Annotated in this window: 17 protein-coding genes; 15 read left to right on the top strand and 2 right to left on the bottom strand. The window is 43.4% G+C overall.

Features of this window, described 5'->3' with window-relative positions:
• The first annotated feature begins 108 nt into the window (after positions 1 to 108).
• Positions 109 to 447, top strand: coding sequence for a Grx4 family monothiol glutaredoxin (gene grxD, locus ACMXYN_RS12710; RefSeq protein WP_415892136.1), 339 nt, complete (start codon positions 109 to 111; stop codon positions 445 to 447).
• Positions 448 to 538: 91 nt separating this feature from the next.
• Positions 539 to 1,141, top strand: coding sequence for a peroxiredoxin (locus ACMXYN_RS12705; protein ID WP_415887385.1), 603 nt, complete (start codon positions 539 to 541; stop codon positions 1,139 to 1,141).
• 80 nt (positions 1,142 to 1,221) lie between these two features.
• On the opposite strand, the gene rnt is transcribed toward ACMXYN_RS12705, so the two are convergent.
• Positions 1,222 to 1,848 carry a ribonuclease T gene (gene rnt, locus ACMXYN_RS12700; protein ID WP_415894488.1) on the bottom strand — a complete coding sequence of 209 codons (627 nt, stop codon included), beginning with the start codon at positions 1,846 to 1,848 and terminating at the stop codon, positions 1,222 to 1,224.
• Between the two features lie 315 nt (positions 1,849 to 2,163).
• Between rnt and ACMXYN_RS12695 the strand changes: the two genes are divergently transcribed.
• The 3 genes from ACMXYN_RS12695 to ACMXYN_RS12685 all read left to right on the top strand — a co-directional run bounded on the left by ACMXYN_RS12695 (position 2,164) and on the right by ACMXYN_RS12685 (position 6,081).
• The gene (locus tag ACMXYN_RS12695) at positions 2,164 to 2,961 is read left to right on the top strand and encodes an OmpA family protein (protein ID WP_415892135.1); all 798 of its coding nucleotides are present in this window, start codon (positions 2,164 to 2,166) and stop codon (positions 2,959 to 2,961) included.
• 151 nt (positions 2,962 to 3,112) lie between these two features.
• On the top strand, positions 3,113 to 4,339 hold the full coding sequence (locus ACMXYN_RS12690) for an argininosuccinate synthase (protein WP_415892134.1): 1,227 nt from the start codon (positions 3,113 to 3,115) through the stop codon (positions 4,337 to 4,339).
• A 131-nt stretch (positions 4,340 to 4,470) separates the two neighbouring features.
• Positions 4,471 to 6,081: a tetratricopeptide repeat protein gene (locus ACMXYN_RS12685; RefSeq protein ID WP_415892133.1), complete on the top strand. Its 1,611-nt coding sequence runs from the start codon at positions 4,471 to 4,473 to the stop codon at positions 6,079 to 6,081.
• Positions 6,082 to 6,089: 8 nt separating this feature from the next.
• Here ACMXYN_RS12685 and ACMXYN_RS12680 read toward each other — a convergent pair whose 3' ends face one another.
• Entirely contained in the window at positions 6,090 to 6,485 is a 396-nt protein-coding gene (locus ACMXYN_RS12680) for a hypothetical protein (RefSeq protein ID WP_415892132.1), read from the bottom strand.
• 61 nt (positions 6,486 to 6,546) lie between these two features.
• On the opposite strand from ACMXYN_RS12680, the gene ACMXYN_RS12675 reads away from it, so the two are divergent.
• The 10 genes from ACMXYN_RS12675 (at position 6,547) to mvaD (ending at position 18,561) form a co-directional block, all read left to right on the top strand.
• Entirely contained in the window at positions 6,547 to 8,667 is a 2,121-nt protein-coding gene (locus ACMXYN_RS12675) for a type I secretion system permease/ATPase (protein WP_415892131.1), read from the top strand.
• Positions 8,668 to 8,671: 4 nt separating this feature from the next.
• Positions 8,672 to 9,991, top strand: coding sequence for an HlyD family type I secretion periplasmic adaptor subunit (locus ACMXYN_RS12670; RefSeq protein ID WP_415892130.1), 1,320 nt, complete (start codon positions 8,672 to 8,674; stop codon positions 9,989 to 9,991).
• Between the two features lie 257 nt (positions 9,992 to 10,248).
• Positions 10,249 to 10,890, top strand: a complete 642-nt coding sequence (locus ACMXYN_RS12665) for a LuxR C-terminal-related transcriptional regulator (protein WP_415892129.1) — start codon at positions 10,249 to 10,251, stop codon at positions 10,888 to 10,890.
• A 57-nt stretch (positions 10,891 to 10,947) separates the two neighbouring features.
• Positions 10,948 to 12,312, top strand: a complete 1,365-nt coding sequence (locus ACMXYN_RS12660) for a TolC family outer membrane protein (protein WP_415892128.1) — start codon at positions 10,948 to 10,950, stop codon at positions 12,310 to 12,312.
• A gap of 105 nt (positions 12,313 to 12,417) precedes the next feature.
• On the top strand, positions 12,418 to 13,452 hold the full coding sequence (locus ACMXYN_RS12655) for a hydroxymethylglutaryl-CoA reductase (RefSeq protein WP_415892127.1): 1,035 nt from the start codon (positions 12,418 to 12,420) through the stop codon (positions 13,450 to 13,452).
• The gene (gene fni / locus ACMXYN_RS12650) at positions 13,452 to 14,480 is read left to right on the top strand and encodes a type 2 isopentenyl-diphosphate Delta-isomerase (RefSeq protein ID WP_415892126.1); all 1,029 of its coding nucleotides are present in this window, start codon (positions 13,452 to 13,454) and stop codon (positions 14,478 to 14,480) included. Before ACMXYN_RS12655 ends, fni begins: the two co-directional genes overlap by 1 nt.
• A gap of 15 nt (positions 14,481 to 14,495) precedes the next feature.
• A complete protein-coding gene (locus ACMXYN_RS12645) occupies positions 14,496 to 15,662 on the top strand; it encodes a hydroxymethylglutaryl-CoA synthase (protein ID WP_415892125.1) in 1,167 nt (388 codons plus the stop codon).
• Entirely contained in the window at positions 15,662 to 16,657 is a 996-nt protein-coding gene (locus tag ACMXYN_RS12640; protein WP_415892124.1) for a mevalonate kinase, read from the top strand. Before ACMXYN_RS12645 ends, ACMXYN_RS12640 begins: the two co-directional genes overlap by 1 nt.
• Entirely contained in the window at positions 16,641 to 17,573 is a 933-nt protein-coding gene (gene mvk, locus ACMXYN_RS12635; protein ID WP_415892123.1) for a mevalonate kinase, read from the top strand. Before ACMXYN_RS12640 ends, mvk begins: the two co-directional genes overlap by 17 nt.
• Positions 17,560 to 18,561 carry a diphosphomevalonate decarboxylase gene (mvaD, locus tag ACMXYN_RS12630; RefSeq protein WP_415892122.1) on the top strand — a complete coding sequence of 334 codons (1,002 nt, stop codon included), beginning with the start codon at positions 17,560 to 17,562 and terminating at the stop codon, positions 18,559 to 18,561. Before mvk ends, mvaD begins: the two co-directional genes overlap by 14 nt.
• The last annotated feature ends 3 nt before the right edge of the window (positions 18,562 to 18,564 follow it).

The raw sequence follows: 18,564 nt of genomic DNA, 5'->3' as shown, positions 1-18,564 counted from the left end.
AAAGCAAATATACATTGTCAGAGTAAAATGGTCGGATATGTGATACATTGTTCACCACAGCACAAAAACGGTTGTGCATCCTACATAAAGCATTTTATAGGTGTATGAATGAGCGTAATTGATACCATCAAAGAGCAGATTGAAGGTAATGACATTCTTCTTTACATGAAGGGAACGCCACGTTTCCCTCAGTGTGGCTTCTCTTCACGTGCTTCAGAAGCGGTGATGGCTTGTGGTGAACGTTTTGCTTTTGTAAACATTCTGGAAAATCCTGATATCCGTGCAGAACTACCAAAATATGCAAACTGGCCGACATTCCCTCAGCTTTGGGTGAAAGGTGAGTTGATTGGTGGTTGTGACATTATCTGTGAGATGTCAGAAAACGGTGAGCTAGCTGAAGTGATCAAAGAAGCAGCAGCGGGTTCCGAAGAGCAAAACGCTGAGTAATTTTAGATAGATCATTGCTTGATTTTATAGCGGTCTTTTCTATCATAAAAAACCTAAACGCTAGATAGCATTTTAATGGAGAAATAGCACAATGGGCGTACTTGTAGGCAAACAGGCTCCTGACTTTACAGCACCAGCAGTACTAGGTAGCGGCGAAATCGTTGACGCTTTCACACTGTCTGAAGCAACTAAAGGCAAAAAAGCGGTAGTATTCTTCTACCCACTGGACTTCACATTCGTTTGTCCTTCTGAGCTGTTAGCTTTTGATCACCGTATCGAAGAGTTCAAAAAGCGTAATGTTGAAGTGATCGGTGTTTCTATCGATTCTCACTTCTCTCACAACGCATGGCGTAACACGCCGGTAAACGAAGGCGGTATCGGTGCAGTAAACTACACGCTAGTTGCAGATATGACTCACAGCATCTGCCAGTCTTACGATGTTGAATCTGAAGGCGGCGTAGCTTTCCGTGGTTCTTTCCTTATCGACGAAGACGGTCTAGTACGTCATCAAGTTGTTAACGATCTACCACTAGGTCGTAACGTTGATGAAATGCTTCGTATGGTTGATGCACTTGCATTCCACCAAGAGCATGGCGAAGTTTGCCCTGCTGGCTGGAACCAAGGTGATAAAGGTATGGATGCATCTCCAGAAGGTGTTGCTAAGTACCTATCTGAAGAAGCAGACAACCTGTAATCTTCAGCAACTTTATTGCTAATAAAAAACCCGCTTAATAGCGGGTTTTTTTGTGTCTGGATATTGGTGATTACAGGGAATTATTCGTAATCATCATATTGCGCAACCATGTCCCAGCCGCCAAGTTCTTTCCAACGATTTACGATAATGCAAAATAGCTCTGCTGTTTTCATCGTGTCGTAAAGTGCGGAGTGCGCTTGCTTACCGTCAAACTCGATACCCGCAACTTGGCAAGCTTTTGCAAGAACAGTTTGACCAAATGCAAGGCCGGCGAGTGTTGCAGTGTCAAAAGTAGAGAACGGGTGGAATGGATTGCGTTTTATATCTTCTCGATTCGAAGCTGCATTAACAAAGCCCTGATCGAAAGAAGCATTGTGGCCAACTAAGACGGCGCGTTTGCAGTCGTGTGCTTTAAGCGATTTACGAACAGCGCGAAAGATTTCTTCTAGAGCTTCTCTTTCGGGGACCGCTTCACGATCAGGGTCATAAGGATCGATGCCTGTGAAATCCAAAGCGGATTGTTCGAGGTTTGCGCCTTCAAAAGGTTCTACTTGAGCTTCGAAACTTTTGTCGATAATCAGAAAGCCGTTTTCATCCATAGTCAGAGTTACGGCTGCGATTTCAAGTAGTGCGTCGGTGCGGGCATTGAAGCCAGCTGTTTCAACATCGACTACGACTGGTAGAAAACCGCGAAAACGGTTTGCCATTGGGTGTTTTGTGGCGCTATGGTTGCTCAATGGATGCCCTTACTTTGGAAGCGGGTTGCCTTTAAATTTTGGCAATATTCTAGCAGTGGAAGAGCAGTCACTCCAATCGTCTACTTAAGAATATTTAAAAATGGCCGAAATAATACAAATACTTATTTAGCTTTATCGTTAAAATTGCTTATGCCCCTTATTATTAGTTTTTCTAAGGGTATAATTTTAGTGGTTCCGTAATTTGGTTTGATTGGCGGTTTTATTGTGCTTATTCGCGTATTTTCATTGTTGTGTTTAGCTGTGCTTTCGTTGCAGGTGCATGCTGTGACATTTCGCAGTTCCATCGATGATTCGAAATGGGAGCTTGAGGCTTCTAAATTTACGTGTCTCTTAAGTCAGGTAATTCCTTCTTTCGGCAATGCTGTGTTCGAACATGAAGCGGGTGAGTCGGTTCGCTTTATGCTTAAACCCACCGAAACAATCCACTTCCAAAAAGGTGGGAAGCTTGTTGCTGAAGCGGCTCCTTGGCAGCCAGGAGTTGTGCCTAAATATATTGCAGCAGTGAAAGCTGAAGAAAGAACGGGTCATATTAAGGTAGAGCCTAAACATGCTCAGAATATGTTGGCAGCTCTGCATAAGGGTATGATGCCTACTTTTACTACAGATGAGTGGTACGGAACTAACGAATCATTACGAGTTTCTGTTTCGGCAGTAAATTTTCAATCTGCCTACGATGACTATGTTGCTTGTACTGCAGGGCTACTGCCAGTTAATTACCGTCAAGTTGCTAGAACAGCCATACTTTTCCCATCTGCCCAATGGCGTTTATCGGATGCATCTAGAGAACGATTGGACCTGATCGCACTCTACGTTAAAAATGATGACGCAGTTAAAGGCGTATATGTTGACGGCCATTCCGACAACATGGGTCGTAGATTGATGAACCGAGATATTTCCAAGCGACGCGCGGAGGAAGTGACCGCATACCTAATCAGTTTAGGCTTGGAACCGACAATGATAACGACGCGCTATCATGGTGAGCGTTACCCTGTGGTTGAAAATAACAGTCGTAAAAACCGAGATCGTAACCGTCGAGTTACTATTCGTTTGGAAAAAGATTAGTCGATCTCAGCTGTTGTGAATTCCTTCCTTATTAATTTGCCCTGCAGCGGATGCGTTGTTGGGGAAAGTTCTGCTATAATATCGCGCTTAATTTGAATATCCCTTTCGGCCCGTGTCGGGGCGAATATTGTTCGCAAGTTGGAGCTTGAGAATGTCCGAGATTAAAAAGGTCGTTCTGGCCTATTCCGGTGGATTAGATACGTCTGTTATCGTTCGCTGGTTGCAAGATGAATACAATGCCGAAGTAGTTACATTCACTGCTGACCTTGGTCAGGGTGAAGAGGTAGAACCTGCACGTGCTAAAGCGGAAGCTTTGGGTGTAAAAGAGATTTACATCGAAGATCTGCGCGAAGAGTTTGTGCGTGATTTTGTATTCCCAATGTTCCGTGCGAACACGATTTATGAAGGTGAGTACCTTCTAGGTACGTCTATTGCTCGCCCACTAATCGCAAAGCGTTTGATTGAAATCGCTAACGAGACTGGTGCTGATGCAATCTCTCACGGTGCGACTGGTAAAGGTAACGACCAGATTCGTTTTGAGCTAGGTGCCTACGCACTTAAGCCAGGTGTTCATGTTATCGCGCCATGGCGTGAGTGGGATCTAACTTCCCGTGAAACACTTATGAAATACTGTGAAGATCACAATATCGAAGTTGATTTTGCTAGCAGTAAGAAAAAATCCCCATATTCAATGGATGCTAACCTTCTGCACATCTCTTACGAAGGCGATATCCTTGAAGATCCTTGGCAGGAAGCTGAAGAAGATATGTGGCGTTGGTCTGTATCTCCTGAGCAGGCTCCGGATGAAGCAACTTATCTTGAATTGACTTACGAAAAGGGTGATATCGTTGCGATCAACGGCGAAAAGATGAGTCCTGCGACTGTTCTGGAATACCTGAACAAAGTTGGTGGTGAGAATGGTGTAGGTCGTCTAGATATCGTAGAAAACCGCTTCGTAGGCATGAAGTCTCGTGGCTGTTACGAAACTCCTGGTGGCACAATTATGCTTAAAGCGCACCGCGCTATTGAGTCAATTACGCTAGATCGTGAAGCTGCTCACCTTAAAGATGAGTTGATGCCTCGTTACGCTAAAGTGATCTACAACGGTTTCTGGTGGTCAGAAGAGCGTAAGATGCTTCAGAAAATGATCGATGAGTCTCAGCAAGTAGTAAACGGTGACGTTCGCCTTAAACTATACAAGGGTAACGTTATTGTTGTTGGTCGTCGTTCTGATGACAGCCTGTTCGATGAAAATATTGCAACATTTGAAGATGATGCAGGTTCTTACGATCAGAAAGATGCAGCAGGCTTTATCAAGCTAAACGCTTTGCGTATGCGTATTGCTGCAGGTAAAGGAAGAAGCTTTTTAGACGATTAATTTGTCTAAAAATGCATAAAAAACCCCGTAGTGACCCTACGGGGTTTTTTATTGTGCGATTGATAGCCTAAACTTTGATAATGGTCTGATTTATATGCTACTTTTGCTGTTATCTAATTTACGCAGAACCTATGGAAATCAACTACTCAGGAAAGTCTGCTTTAATCGTAGACAGTAAGCTCGACGATCTCGGGGCATTACGCCAAATCCTGGGTCGTATGGGTGTGGGGCAAGTACAGGTTGCTTCCTCGGTTAATATGGCTCTGAGCCTGATGCGTGAGTTGACCTTTGACCTTTGCTTTGCTGCGTATGATATGGGTAAAGGTGAAAAAAATGGTCTGCAGCTTCTGCATGAAGCCAATGCCGAGGCTATCCTTCCTGAAGCTAGTACCTATTTCCTTATAGTTGACCCTGAAAGCTCGGAGCTTCTTTTTGGCTCTTTAGAAAATTCTCCTGATACTTATATTTCGAAACCTTTTGATCAAGGAAAGGTTCGTCATCGCCTAGAAAAACAGCTGCGTATTAAAGAGGCAATTCGGCCGATCGAACAGTTGTTGGATGAAGAGCACTATGAAGAGGTGCTTGAGAAAGGAAGGGCGCTTGTTAACCATTACCCTGGCTTAAATATATTTCTTCAACGAGTGAATGGTATCGCTCTTTTAAGGATGAAACGCTTTACTCAAGCCAAAGAGCTCTTTATGGGGTTAACAAGTAAAAGAGATCTGCCTTGGGCTGAAGTAGGTAAGGGAATAGCTCACTTCAATCTCGGTGAATATGACGATGCCTTGAATTGCCTTAATCGTATTGTTGATCAGCAACATGTCTGCGTCGAGGCGTATACTTGGTTGGCACGAATCTATAGGGTTAAAGGTGAGCTGAGTCGAGCTGTTACTCTGATGCGCAAAGCGGTAATGATTCAGCCTACTGTGCCTGAGTTGCAGAGTGAATTGGCAGATTTGGCTTCTCAGACAGGTGAATGGGGTATTGCCAAAGATGCATATCAACAGGCGGTTCGTTATGCGCGTTATTCTGTTTTCCAAACCCCATCTCATTATTTTGGTTTAGTTAGATCTCTAATTCAGGCTAATAAAGGCAAATTGTCTGAAATCGAAACGGATGTTGTCCGTATTCTTGAAGATGCTGTGCTTGATCATCCGGATGATCAGGAAGTTATGTTTCGAGCGAAGCTTATTAATTGTGATTTATATCGCCAGGAGTCGGCTGATTCTCGTAAGCGTTTAGAGCAGATGCTTCAACAGACGTTAAACTTCTTCTTGCGCATGGATGTTGATAATCAGTGTAAATGGTTGGATGTCTTAGTGGATGCTGCGCACGGTTGCGAAATTGAGTCCGAAGTCCAGACTAAGCGGAGAGACCTCAATCGTGTGATGGTTGAGAAGGATTGGGGTAAAGCAAATTATGCAGCCATGAGCAGTTTTAGAGGTGGTGATTTAGACCGGGCCTTTTTAATGTTTGGTCGGGCTAATGAATTGCTTCCTAGTCATACGGGGATTGCGCTTAATTTGGTTCAGGCAGGCATTGAAAAAGCGAAAAGAGGTCAGAACGCCCTGTGGATTTTATTATCTGTTCGTGATGTTTTGGCGACTATCTCTTATGGGGCGTTGTCGGAGAAACAGCAGCAGCGTTATTCTGCTCTTGCTGAGCGATTTGCTGAGCAGTACAACCAACTAAACCACTTTAAGAAAGAAGAGGATGAAGACCCACTAAGCCAAGAGCTTTAAGGGTTTGCTTATAAAGTTTCATCATCGCCAATTAGGAATGAATGGGATTTTTCTTCCTGTTGTTCCGTTTCACCTTCACCGCGATTAATGTTTCGTGCAAGTTTGCGACCTAATAGTTTTTTCTGTGCCATTGGGGGTAGGTCAGTGAACATAATAAGGTTTTTGCTGATAAGCACGTCTACCAAGTCCTCAAATATACGAGCAACGGCCATATCTGACTGTTGAAGGAACTCCTCGGCAGAAAACTCCTCATCGTTAATGGATAGAAAATCCATTACTTCCTTGTTTTTCATATCAACAGTTTCAGCACCCGCTTGAGGGGTTTCTGAAAGGCTGACTATCCGGCCTTCTTCATTGCGTATGGCGTATAACATATTGATTTGATACATTGGGTCAGTTGTCAATTCACATACTATATATCGTTTTTTTGAGTTTTTCTCTCAAATAAGGTTAAGGTCACGGTTAATGGAAGCGGTTCAAGATCCTTTGCTCGGTTGTCTGGTTCATCTCAGTAAGCAAAACCATAAGCCTTTTTCACCGGAGGTATTATGTGAAGGGTTGCCGTTAGTTGATCATAGATTAACGCCAAAATTATTTATTCGAGCAGCCAAAAGGGCTGGGTTTGCAGCTCAAATATTACCTCGAAAGCTTTCCGATATTTCCCCTCTCGTACTTCCAGCTGTTTTATTACTTGAAAATGACCAGGCCTGTGTTTTGCAAGAGATTGATCATGAGGCTGGTCAGGCCGTCATTATTCAGCCTGAAAGTGGCGGTGAACATCATATTGCATTAGATGAATTAGCTGCTGCATACACGGATCACGCAATTTTTGTGCGGCTCGAATACCGATTCCAGCAGCAGGTGTCCAAATTATTAGAAGGGCATCAAGGCCACTGGTTTTGGGGGACGATTAAGCGCTCAACTGCTATTTATCGAGATGTCCTGATAGCCTCCTTTCTGATTAACCTCTTTGTTATTGCTAACCCTTTGTTTGTTATGAATGTTTATGACCGTGTTGTGCCAAACAATGCGATTGAAACACTATGGGTATTAGCGATCGGTGTGTTGGTTGTATATCTATTTGATTTCGGGTTAAAGATGCTTCGATCCTATTTTCTCGAAATAGCAGGAAAGAAAGGTGATGTCATATTATCAGCGTTGCTTTTTGAAAAAGTCCTATCGCTTAAGTACAGCGTTCTGCCTACATCTGTTGGTTCCTTTGCTAGTAATTTACGTGAATTTGAGAGTATTAAGGGCTTTTTGAGTTCGACCACTAATGTGGTGTTTATTGATCTGCCATTTGCCATTCTATTTTTGATTGTGATTGGTTTTATTGGTGGTCCGCTGGTGATTGTTCCGTTAGTCGCTATCCCTCTAATAGTGCTCGTATCGTTTATAGTGCGGCCTTATCTAAAAGAAGCAGTCGAAAAGACTTTTGCGTCTAATTCTCAAAAGAGTGCGACCTTGATTGAAAGTTTGACTGCTATGGAGACTGTGAAAACGCAACGTGCTAGTTCTTCGTTGCAGTTGGGCTGGGAGCAGGCAGTAGGTTATATCGCGAAATGGAGTCTTCGCTCGCGAATGCTTTCTGCATCAGTGGTTAACTTTGCGGCGCTAGCTCAACAGCTAACATCGGTTGGTATCATTATCACGGGTGTTTATCTGATTAGTGAGAGAGAGCTAACCATGGGTGCTCTGGTTGCTTGTGTTATGTTATCCGGTCGGGCGATAGCTCCGATGAGTCAGGTGGCTAATCTAGTTATTTCTTTCCATCAAGCCTCAACTGCTTTGAAAGGCTTGAATGAAATTATGGAATTACCTTCAGAGCGTTTCGATGAGCAGCAATTTGTGCATCGAAAAGAATTAGACGGTGCTATCGAATTTAAAGATGTGAGTTTTGCTTACCCTAATGAGGAACAAAAGGCACTGGATAGAGTTTCATTTAGTATTAAACCGGGTGAGAGCGTGGCCCTTATTGGTCGTATTGGCTCAGGTAAGTCGACAATCGAAAAATTAGTACTTGGACTTTACGATACCTCGGAAGGTTCTGTACGGATTGATGGGATAGACATTAACCAGATCGATCCGGTCGATCTGAGACGTAATTTTGGTTACATGCCGCAGGATATCATGCTATTTGCTGGCAGTGTGCGCGATAACATCGTAATAGGTTCCCCGCAAACTGAAGACGATCGTCTAGTCGAAGTTGCCAAGCTAACTGGCGTGTCAGATATGGTGAACCGTCATCCACAAGGTTTTGATATGCAAGTGGGTGAACGTGGTGCTGCATTGTCTGGTGGTCAAAGACAGACGGTTGCTGTAGCGCGGTCTCTTATCCATGACCCTAATATCCTAATTTTGGATGAGCCTACTGCGTCGATGGATAATTCTTCTGAAGAGCAAATTAAAACCATGCTTAAAGCTTATGCAAAGGACAAAACCATGTTGGTTGTTACCCACAAAATGTCTTTGTTGAGCTTGGTGGACCGAATCATTGTCATGGATTCTGGTCGAGTGGTAGCTGATGGTCCGAAGGATGCGGTGTTGGATGCGTTAAAGCAAGGTCGTCTTCAGGTGCAGAGGTAAGATCATGGCTCAAGCTAAAAAAGATTTACATTATATGTCTAGCGTGAGTGAAGCCATGGCTGAGCAAAGCCCTAAGGGGGCTAGTGCTTTGCTGTGGGCGATGCTTATCTTTGTTGTGGTTGCCATCGTTTGGGCTTGCTGGGCTGAACTAGATGAAATTACTCGCGGTGACGGTGAAATTATTCCGTCAAGCCAGTTACAAGTGATCGAAACTCTAGAGGGCGGTGCTTTATCAGAAATCTTGGTGCGTGAAGGCGATATTGTTGAAAAGGGCCAGGTACTATTACGTATAGATGATATCCGTTTTTCGAGTTCATTTAAGGAAAACCAAGTTCGTCAATATGAGCTGATTGCAAAGGCTGCCCGCTTGCAGGCTGAAGCTGATAATACGGAATTTGTACTGCCTAAAGATTTTCCGAGTGAATACCGAAGTATGCTTACTCAAGAAAACAGCCTTTTTGTTACACGAAAGGCTGAAATGCTTGCAGGGCTTGGCGGTCTGGAACAACAAGTGGAACAGCGTAAGCAGGAATTAAAGGCAGCTCAGTCACAAGAGCGTCAGCTTCAAAGAAGTTATGGTTTATTAAAAAGAGAGCTGGATATTACTCGGCCGCTGTTAAATGAAGGGGTGATTTCTGAAGTTGAGTTTTTAAGGCTGAAGCGTCAGTTGAATGACTTGCAAGGTGAGTTGTCAGGAGTTCGTCTTAATATCCCGAGAATTGAATCGACCCTGCAAGAAACGAAGCAAAACCTTGATGGTGCTGAGTTGCAATTTAGGAATGAAGCACGTAGAGAACTTAATGAAACGGTAGCTGAAAGTGCTCGAATTCAACAGGCGCTGACAGGTATGAATGACCGTATTGATCGCGCAGAAGTTAAGGCTCCGGTTAAAGGAACAGTAAAGCAGCTTCTAGTAAACACAGTTGAAGGGGTTGTTCAGCCTGGGGATGAGCTTTTAAATATCATTCCTTGGGAAGATAAACTGCTAGTGGAAGCGAGAATCAGGCCTTCTGATATCGCTAATATTGCCCCGGGGCAGGCGGCTGTAATTAAGGTATCAGCCTATGACTTTTCGATCTACGGTGGTGTAGATGCATCGGTGGTATTTGTAAGCCCGAGTACGATTCTCGATGAAGAGGGAGAGAGTTACTACTTGGTAAGATTGGAGACAGATAAACCTTATCTTGGAACGGCAGAAGCCGAGCTGCCTTTGATAGCCGGTATGACAGTAAGTGTAGATATTCTAACTGGTAAGAAAACGGTGATGGATTATCTGTTAAAACCTGTTTTGAAAGCTAAAGAAAGAGCGCTGACTGAACGATAGGTATTATGAATAAATAAGTGCTAATTTGTGGTAAATCAAGAACTAGTGTAAAAGTTTGTAATTAAATTGTAATAAAAATTAAACCACATATTCTGTATGGTTCTTTTTGATGGCATGGTTTAATGTTAAGTATTAATGCAAATGAGAATCGTCTAATGAAGCTTCATGCGCTTGTGACTATTGGTTAGACGTTATACTATTGTGCGCCGCGGCTATAAGGGAAACTTTATGCTTAGGTGCCGCGGATTACGGATATTATGCAGTTATTCTTTCTAGGGAACCGACCGAAAGTTTTGGAACGATGGCTCAAGCTGCTTGTGGACTGGCGGCCTGAAGTTTTACCAATTTCAGATCTTTCATCAAAGTTGTCGGCGATCAAGCAAGGTATTGTTTTATTACACCTTAGCTCGATTGATGATGAGAGTAGTCAGCTAGTATTCAGTTTCAAAAGGGATAATCCCGATATCATTTTGATTGTGTGTACCGATGCTCCTTCAGAGGATGAAGGTATTCGAGTATTACAATCGGGTGCTAACGGATATACCAACACGTATGTTACAGGTTCATTACTGACTGAAGTGGTGAAAACTGTACTCCGTGGTGATATTTGGGCAGGACCTGAACTTTTACAAAAGCTGCTTAAGAGGCTTTTGGGAGGAATGCCTGTTGCAGATAGCAAAGTGGACACCGCAGAGACTGTAGATTGTTTTGATGGATTAAGTAGTCGCGAGCAAGACGTGCTTTCTGTTTTAACTACAGGGGCAAGTAATAAGGAAATTGCGCGAGAGTTAGATATTACTGAACGGACAGTGAAGGCACACCTGAGTTCTATATTTCAGAAAACAGGGGCGACTGACCGAGTTGCACTAGTATTAATGGCTAGTAAGCAACCGGCTTAAACGTTAGGGTAGTATCGGCTAGCTACTACGAACTATTTATATTTTAAGGCGGGGAATATGTTCAGGTCAGTTGTTGCTGGTGTGCTACTTGGGGCGGTAAGCACAGCGGTTTACTCTACTACTCTTGAGAACGTTGTTACAGAAGGGTTAAGTAATAGCCCAGAAGTTCAGCGAGCTATCAATGCACGAAATGCTGTATACCAAGAGGTCCAACAAGCTAAAGCTGGATACTTACCAAGTGTAGATGTAGCAGGTGGAATTGGCTACGAGTGGACAAACAATACAACCACTCGAGCTAATGGTGGTGATGTAGAGCTGACACGCGGTGAAGGTAGTCTAAGTATCAGACAGATGTTATTTGATGGTTTTGCAACATCTAATGAAGTGAAACGTCAAAAATCTCGTGCGATTTCGGCAGATAAAAGAGTCGTTGAAACAGCTGAAACCTATGCATTAGATGCTGCTAGAGCGTATATCGAACTTAATCGTCGTAGTGCTCTGCTTCAGCAGGCTAAAGAAAACCTTTTTAACCACGTTAAAATTTATGATCAGATCAAACGTCGATCTGAATCAGGCGTGGGTGCTTTGGCTTCTATCCAGCAAGCAGAAGGCCGTTTGGCGTTGGCTGAAGTGAATACCTTGGCTGCAGAAAATAATTTACTGGACGCTAAAGCAAATTATCAGCGTGTTACCGGCTTAATGGCTCCAGAAGAGCTAATCTTTCCTGAATTAGTTAATGTACAGGTTCCTGAATCCCTAGATGCTGCAACAGAAACAGCATTGAGTAATCATCCTACTCTGCAAGTTGCTGAAGCAGATACTGCGGCAGCAGTTGCTCAATACAATGCAGCAAAACGTAACTATTATCCTCGTGTGGATTTCGAGGTCGATCGTACATGGAATAACAATCTTGATGGTGTTGAAGGGGTAAACGAAGATCTTACCGCTATGGTTCGATTGCGCTATAACCTCTATAACGGTGGCGCTGATCAAGCACGAGTACGTCAAACTCAGCACCAGATCGAAGAAGCTAAATCCATTCAAAACAGAAGTCATCGTGAAGTACTTCAGAGTGTTGAACTGTCTTGGAATGCTTATTCAATTCTATCGAGACAGTTGCCTCACCTTGAGCAGCATGTTGCTTCAAGCCAAAAGACACGTAATTCTTATCAGAAACAGTTCAATATTGGCCAGCGTTCTTTACTTGATTTGTTAGATACTGAAAACGAAGTCTTTTCTTCTAAAAATGATTTAACAAATGCACTGCATGATCAACTTATTGCTCAGTACAGAGTAGTGAATGGTATGGGTACCTTGTTGGATACTCTTAATTTGTCTCTACCTGAACCAAATTTAGGGGATGTTGAGCAAGATCAACCAGCTCAAAAAGAAGTAGCAAAGGAAGAAGCTGCTGCGTCTTAAGGAAAATATTGAAAAGGGCTGGTGAAGTTAATTAAAATTAGCCCTCAACCTTATTCTAAAAGGGTTGCCATTGGCAGCCCTTTTTCTTTTGCATAAAGAGATATCATGAAATCTCATAAAATCAGTCAAGCTCCAATTCCTATGCGTAATGTAGGTCCTATCAAAATTACAGGACCTGTTTTAGATGAAAAAATTAGCGTGCCACTGGCTACCTATGAAACGCCTTTATGGCCATCTGTCGGCCGTGGCGCAAGGGTTTCTGCATTGACTGATGGCATCAAAACGACTGTGATTGATGAGAGAATGAGTCGTTCTATTCTGTTGGAAGCAGATGACGCAACAGAAGCCATGCTTGCTCTTAATTCGATTAAATCTCGTATGAATGATATTAACGAGGTGGTTTCTCAGAGTAGTCGTTTTGCCAAGCTTATCGATATGAATAGCCAGATCGTTGCGAATTTGATCTATCTCCGTTTGGAATTTACGACGGGTGATGCATCTGGTCACAATATGGTTACAAACGCTGCAGACAAGATTATTCCTTGGATTTTGTCTGAATATCCCCAGCTTCGTTATTCATCTATTTCAGGTAACTATTGCTCTGATAAGAAAGCGACAGCGGTTAACGGTATTCTTGGTCGTGGTAAATATGTTGTGACGGAGATTCTGATACCGCGTGATATTTGTGAGAGACGCTTAAAGACAACCCCAGAAAAAATGGTTGACCTTAATATTAAGAAAAACCTGATTGGGACCATGGTAGCTGGTGGCCTGCGTAGTGCTAATGCCCATTATGCGAATATGCTTTTAGCCTTTTACCTAGCCACTGGTCAAGATGCAGCGAACATTATCGAAGGTTCTCAAGGTATCGTGCACGCTGAAGTCCGTGGTGATGATCTTTATTTCTCTTGTACTTTGCCTAACCTTATTATGGGTTCTGTTGGAAATGGTAAAGGGATTGATTTTGTTGAAGATAACTTGGCAGCTCTAGGTTGTAAGGAAGATCGAGCGCCGGGTGAAAATGCACAACGTTTAGCTGCTATTTGTGCTGCAACGGTTTTATGTGGCGAGTTATCTTTGCTGGCTGCTCAGACAAATCCTGGTGAGCTAATGGAAGCTCACTTAAAGCTGGAGCGGTAATGTCAGATCTGACTAATGATCGAAAGCTTGAACATATCAGAGCTATAGAAAATGATCCATCAACGGATCGTGATGGAAGGTACTTTGATCGCATGCATTTGATGCATCGCGCTTTACCAGAGATCGCCTTGAACGATGTTGATAGCTCATGTGAATTTTTAGGTTATCAGCTAAGTTTCCCTTTGTTGATATCCTCAATGACAGGTGGTGATCATCAGTTAGTTAAACAGATCAATCATAATTTGGCGAAAGCGGCCCAGGCAACGGGTGTTGCTATGGCTGTTGGTTCGCAACGAGTTATGTTTACGTCTCCAGAAGCTAAAGAAAGCTTCGCTCTGAGAGAATTGGCTCCTGATGTACCTCTTATTGGAAATCTTGGTGCTGTTCAACTGAACTATGGCGTTGATGTTGAGCATGCGCAGCAAGCTATAGACTGTCTAGGTGCTGATGCTTTGTATCTTCACCTCAATCCTCTACAAGAAGCGGTACAACCTGAAGGGGATACTGATTTCTCCAATCTTGCTGAGAAGATCGAAGCCCTTGTGGCAGCATTAGATGTGCCAGTGTTTCTTAAAGAAGTTGGGAGTGGTTTATCTCCTGCCGATATTGAGCTAGGTCTAAAGGCGGGAATCACAACCTTTGATCTAGCTGGTACAGGTGGTACATCTTGGAGTCGAATTGAGCACCATCGAAGAAAAGATGCGAGTAATGTAGGTCTCAAATTCCAAGATTGGGGTATTCCGACCCCTGTTGCCTTGAAAATGGCTAGCCCGTATCGCGATGTTGCCACATTAGTTGCAAGTGGTGGCTTAAGAGATGGGATTGATATGGTTAAATCTGTTATACTCGGCGCCTCTTTATGTGGCATGGCAGGTCCGCTGTTAAAACCAGCAATGGAATCTGCTGATGCAGTGATAGAAGAAATAGAAAAAATAAAAGCAGAGTTCAGAACAGCCATGTTTCTGCTAGGTGTCCGGGATATAGCATCGTTATCTAATAACCGGGCCCTTGTTTTAGACGAGAGTTAGGATCGAGACCCAAGAATGTCAGTTGGTATTGACGAAATCAGTTTCTATACATCCAATTATTATCTGGATTTAAGAACGCTGGCGAATGTTCAGCAAATTGAGTCAGAAAAGTATTATCAGGGAATAGGCCAAGAGAAGATGTCTATGGCGGCACCTGATGAAGATGTAGTTACTATGGCTGCAAATGCTGCCTATCCATTAATTGAAAGGGTAGGTACAGATTCAATTAGTACGTTGCTTTTTGCTACAGAAACGGGTGTGGACCAGTCTAAGGCTGCAGGCGTCTATGTGCATAGATTGTTAGGATTGAATTCTAACTGCCGTGTTGTTGAGTTAAAACAGGCGTGTTACAGCGCAACAGCTGCTATTCAAATGGCGTGCGCGTTAGTTGCTCGACAGCCAGAAAAAAAGGTTTTGGTCGTTGCGTCTGATATTGCTCGATATGACCTTGATACTTCGGGTGAAGCTACTCAAGGTTGTGGCGCAGTTGCTATTTTGATCTCAGCAAACCCCCGTCTAATCGAAATTGATCCAGAAGTTGGTAATCATACTGAAGATGTGATGGATTTCTGGCGACCAAATTACCGTACGACTGCACTTGTTGATGGTAAATACTCAACCAAGATATACCTCAAATCGCTGAAAAAGGCTTGGGAAAACTTTGTAGAAGTTAGCTCTCTAGCATTTAGTGATTTCTCTCACTTTTGCTATCACTTGCCGTTTAGCCGCATGGCGGAAAAAGCGCATAAACATCTAGCAAAGGTAAATAAAGTAGGTCTTTCTCTAGAGCAAATTGAAGAGCAGGTTGAAGAAACGCTTTATTACAACCGTATCATTGGTAACAGCTATACCGCTTCAATGTATATCGGTTTGACTTCTTTGCTTGAAAACTGCAAAGAAAATTTAGCTGGTAATAAAGTTGGTTTCTTTAGTTATGGTTCTGGTTGCGTTGCCGAGTTTTTCTCTGGCACGGTAGTGGCGGGTTATGAAAAGTGTCTGCATACTCTAAACCATAAAGCTATGTTAGATGCTCGCCAAGAAGTGAGTTATGACGAATATCTAAATCTGTATCGCCACCCAGATCCTCGTGATGGCGAACATCATGATATTCCTGCTACAACTACTGGACGTTTCCGTTTGGCTGCGATCAGCGGTCATAAGCGAGAATACGTTAGCTGTTAATGAAGGCCATAGCCCCAGGGAAACTAATACTGAGTGGTGAACACTCAGTTGTTTATGGGGCTCCTGCCATAGCGATGGCCGTTACATCCTCTGTAATTGCTTCATATACTCCTACCGCGAGTCTGAATTTATCTGTCTCTTCTGATGTTTTTGGTAGCTTTTCTAAGAATATAGCCACATTTAAATTCTTTTCCGAACAGCTTGATCAGCGTTTTAATCTGTTTTTACAAAGAAAACTTGCTGTTTCGGATGTGCTCTCGGCGCCTTCAGATCTGCTGTTTTATACCTTGTCGCAGCTTGGTTTTGATCAGCCCGGTGAGATCTCTATAGCGAGTGCTATTCCAGCAGGTGCGGGTATGGGGTCCTCTGCTGCAGTGATTGCAGCATTGCTTAAGTTGGCTGAAGCCTGTTCTGAGCAGGAATTGAATAAACGGGAATTCTTTAAGTTAGTGCGCCACTGTGAGAGATTGCAGCATGGTCGTGGTAGCGCAATTGATGCAGCTGCGACGACTTTCGGAGGTGTTGTTAAAGTTCAGAATGATCATGTAACCCTATTGCCTGAAAAAATAGGCGATAACTGGTTTATCTGGAATAGTGGTTCACCTAAATCATCAACGGGTGAAACGGTTTCGGCTGTACGTGAGTCATTTGAGTTTTCAACAATTTGGCAGCATTTTGAACAAGTCGCGCAAGATTTTGAGCGAATTATCTATTCATCAGATGATCAGCAGAAATTAGACCTCATACAGGAAAATCAGCGCCTATTACAGCAGATCGGCATTGTGCCTAAAGCGGTTGCAGATGTTATTCATCGTATAGAGTCTATGGGTGGAAGTGCTAAAGTTTGCGGTGCTGGGAGTAGCTCTGGGGATGCAGGTGGTTTGGTATTAGTCTATGCCCCTAAAGGTAATGCTGCTGAGATCGGTAGTTGTTTAAATATCCATCTACAGCCTTTAAAAATCAGTTATCAAGGAGCGTATGTTGAACCGGATTAAAGTAACTGTGCCTGGCAGTATTATGCTGATGGGTGAACACGCAGTGCTTTTTGGCCATAAGGCATTAGCTTGTGCTGTGGATAAGTATATTCACATAGAGCTTGAGGCTATCTCAGCACGAGAATTGGTGATTGACTCGGCACTAGCTCAATATCAAAGCCCGCTTTCAGATTTAGTTGCTGATGACAGGCTGAGCTTTGTGTTAGCTGCCGTTGCAATGTATGCGGATCGCTTGCCTTCAGGTATTAAAATTACGATTCGTTCAGAGTTTTCCCATACCGTTGGTTTAGGTTCTTCAGCAGCGGTTACTGCAGGTGTAGTCGCTGCAATCGCTTCTTTTGTAAAAGATGAAACGGATCTAGGCAGCTTATTCGATCGCTCACTAGCAGTTGTTCATCAAGTACAAGATGGACGAGGCTCGGGCACTGATCTTGTGGCTAGTATCTTTGGTTCGATCGTCTCTTACCGTGTGGAGCCAAGAGAGATCAAAGCACTGCCAGCGCTACCCAACATATCGCTTTATTACGCGGGCTATAAAACTAAAACACCAGATGTATTGAAGCATGTAGAGGATTTAGCGAGATATTCCCCTGAACTTTATCAACAGATCTATCAGCTAATGGGGTCGGTAACGGATAATGCTGAAAAGGAAATTGCTAAACAGGATTGGCAGCAGCTTGGTCAATTAATGAATAATTACCAAGGCTTAATGGACGCATTAGGTGTAGCAGATAAAGCGATTTGCGATATTGTGTACACGCTACGCCAGAGCGAGCATATTACAGGTGCTAAAATTTCAGGTTCGGGCCTTGGGGATTGTGTGATTGCACTCGGTTCGGATCCAGATCTATCTATAGCTTACGAACAAATTCCAGTCTCAGTATCGGCACAAGGGGTTAGCATTGAGCATTACTAAGCAGAGTGTAGTGGCATCGTTTCTTCCAGAGAAAACTATGCCGGGTACGAAAGCAGAAGCGTTTGCGCCAAGTAATATCGCCTTGTGTAAGTATTGGGGGAAACGTGATGTTGAGCTTAACCTGCCTATCAATGCTTCATTATCTATTTCGTTGGGTATGTTAGGTAGTCGTACGCAAATCACGCCTTCGGATGCTTGTGATCAGGTCTATCTAAATGGCGAGCTGCAGAGTGAAGATTCCTCCTTTGCTCGGAAAGTCATCGCGTTTATAGATCTTTTTCGTCGAGACTTGGAACAACCGGTTAAGGTAGAAACAAATAATAATATTCCAACAGCGGCGGGGCTAGCGTCTTCAGCTTCCGGTTTTGCTGCACTGATGTTGGCGATTAACGACTTTTATCGTTTTGATCTTGATCAGAAGGTGTTATCGGCATTTGCCCGAATTGGTAGTGGTAGCGCATCACGATCTCTCTACCAAGGGTTTGTTGAATGGTCCAAAGGTGAGCAAGAAGACGGCATGGATAGCTGTGCAGAGCCTTTAGCGGTTAATTGGCCAGGGTTCAGAATTGGTTTGTTAAAAGTCGCTACTGGTGCCAAGAAAATCGATTCACGTTCTGGTATGCAACGTACAGTTGAGTCGGCTGATCTATATCAGTCTTGGCCTGCTCAGGCTGAGAAGGATCTGAATACAATTAAGCATGCTATAGCTGAACAAGATATGGGCCTGTTAGGCCAAACTGCTGAGCAAAATGCTCTGTCCATGCATGCAACAATGATTGCTTCGTGGCCGCCGCTTTTATATTGGCAACCTGAATCTGTTGCGGCTATGCATCGTGTATGGGAATTAAGAGCGTCAGGCGTAGAAATTTATCTAACGATGGATGCTGGCCCTAACCTTAAACTCCTATTTGAAGCGCAAAATGAAGCTGCGATTCGCAAGGCTTTCCCAGAGTTAACCGATATGGATCTGGTCGCGCCCTTTGGTTAAGTG

The sequence above is a fragment of the Neptuniibacter sp. PT8_73 genome (assembly GCF_047778045.1).
GTDB lineage: Bacteria > Pseudomonadota > Gammaproteobacteria > Pseudomonadales > Balneatricaceae > Neptuniibacter.
The sequence above is the reverse complement of the archived record's forward strand: the minus strand, read 5'-3'. Positions and strand labels throughout refer to the sequence as shown.